Genomic DNA, 1,603 nt, shown 5'->3' with positions numbered 1-1,603 from the left:
TTCTTCTGTGCTATCGGGCCCCGTTAACATACGCGCTACCTGTGGAACGGCAGACCACCAGCCAGCCAGGGCTAACACCAAAAAAGCCAGATGATCTGCCTCAAGGGCCTGGGTAACCACTCCCTGGCGCTGCCCATCTGCCACAGCCTCAATCTTGTATCCATAATATTCGCGTCGCTGTTCTTCGTCCGGCACCTCGTCATTGAATGTCAAGCCTTCCCAGCGCATGAGTCGGCTCAGTTCAGGATTTTCAAGATGGTAGTCGTAGGCGCGACCAGCGTAATCGCCAATGTCTTCGGTCGCAAAGGATGTGACGGGTAACGCCTGCGCCACCTTGGCCAATTCGTTGCGCAACACGGCTGAGAACAGTGCCCGCTTGTCGCCAAAGTAATTGTAAACACGCTCCTTGTTTACACCGGCCAACTTGGCCACCCGTTCTAGGGTGGTGCCATCCGGCCCGAGTCGGGCGAATTCGGTCATTGCCGCGTCCAGAATTTTGCGTTTCGTCCCTTCGGTATCCCAAGCCATTTTTCTACTCTCTCATTTATGGGTTGCTGTTATCGCGTAATCATACTATAGTTATTTCCAACTAAAACGTTGTAGTTGTAATTTTACACTATAATTGGAGTCTGAACTATGAAAAACACCATCCTCATCTGTGGCTATGGCCCGGGTATCTCCCATGCAGTCGCTCGCCGTTTTGGCAAGGCGGGTCATCCCGTTGCCCTGATTGCGCGCAATGTTCAGCGTCTCGCTGATGCGGTAGCGGAATTGACCGCCGAAGGCATCCAGGTTCAGGCTTTCCCGGCCGACCTGAGCGATGTTAAAGCGATCCGACGTGCCGTCACGGACGTACATGAAATAATGGGGCCTATAGGTATCCTGCACTGGAACGTCTTTCTCGATATCGAAGGTGACCTGCTATCCACTCCCCCCGCGGATCTGAGCAAGAGTTTCGATCTCCGCGTTGTTGGCTACATCACCGCCGTACAAGAGAGCATGGACGACCTTGCGGCATCGAAAGGCACCGTACTGGTTACCAGCGGCGTCATGGCACTCGATGACCCGCAAATCAATGCGTTCGCCATCGATTATGCTGCGATTGCCATCAGCGTTGCAGCTCAACGTAAAACCACCCATATTTTGGCGCATACCCTCGCACCACATGACATTCATGTCGGTGAGGTGATCGTCAACGGCTTCGTTGAGGGAACACCGGGCGGTCTGGGTAAAAGTGATACCGTCGCACCGACGGACGTCGCTGACCAATTCTGGGAACTGCATACTGCACGTCAGGCACATTCCGTCACCGTTGGGGGAGCCGTACCGATATCGGAAACGGGGTTACATGGCTGAGAATATGCAAATCTCAGGCTCGGCGGATGATACCTTCGGCAAGACCTCCCACCTCGGGCGAACTCATTCCGCGAGTGGACGGGGGGTCACGCTGCTGGTCGTGGTCGCCCTGTTGGTGCTGACCCAGCTTTACCTGGCAATCCCTTTGCTGGCGCACGTCGGGCTGTCTTTCAGCCCGGCAACGCCGGGGGCCGTCACGTTCGCGCTGGCCACCTGTTTCAGCCTGGCCTATGCCGGCGGGTTCCTG

General features: G+C 55.7%; 3 protein-coding genes. 2 read left to right on the top strand and 1 reads right to left on the bottom strand.

Translation table 11 applies throughout. The features are described from left to right. Positions 1 to 528 (bottom strand): TetR/AcrR family transcriptional regulator (locus tag DRI82_RS23625; protein WP_114196318.1); only part of this gene is annotated, 528 nt, incomplete at its 3' end. 108 nt (positions 529 to 636) lie between these two features. Between DRI82_RS23625 and DRI82_RS23620 the strand changes: the two genes are divergently transcribed. Further along, a complete protein-coding gene (locus tag DRI82_RS23620) occupies positions 637 to 1,356 on the top strand; it encodes an SDR family NAD(P)-dependent oxidoreductase (RefSeq protein WP_114196317.1) in 720 nt (239 codons plus the stop codon). Continuing rightward, positions 1,349 to 1,603, top strand: a 255-nt coding sequence (locus DRI82_RS23615; RefSeq protein ID WP_211317714.1) for a hypothetical protein, incomplete at its 3' end; no start/stop codon positions are given. The genes DRI82_RS23620 and DRI82_RS23615, both read left to right, overlap by 8 nt.

The sequence above is a fragment of the Edaphovirga cremea genome (assembly GCF_003332275.1).
In the GTDB taxonomy this organism is placed as follows: domain Bacteria; phylum Pseudomonadota; class Gammaproteobacteria; order Enterobacterales; family Enterobacteriaceae; genus Edaphovirga; species Edaphovirga cremea.
This window is presented reverse-complemented; position numbering and strand designations above follow the sequence as displayed.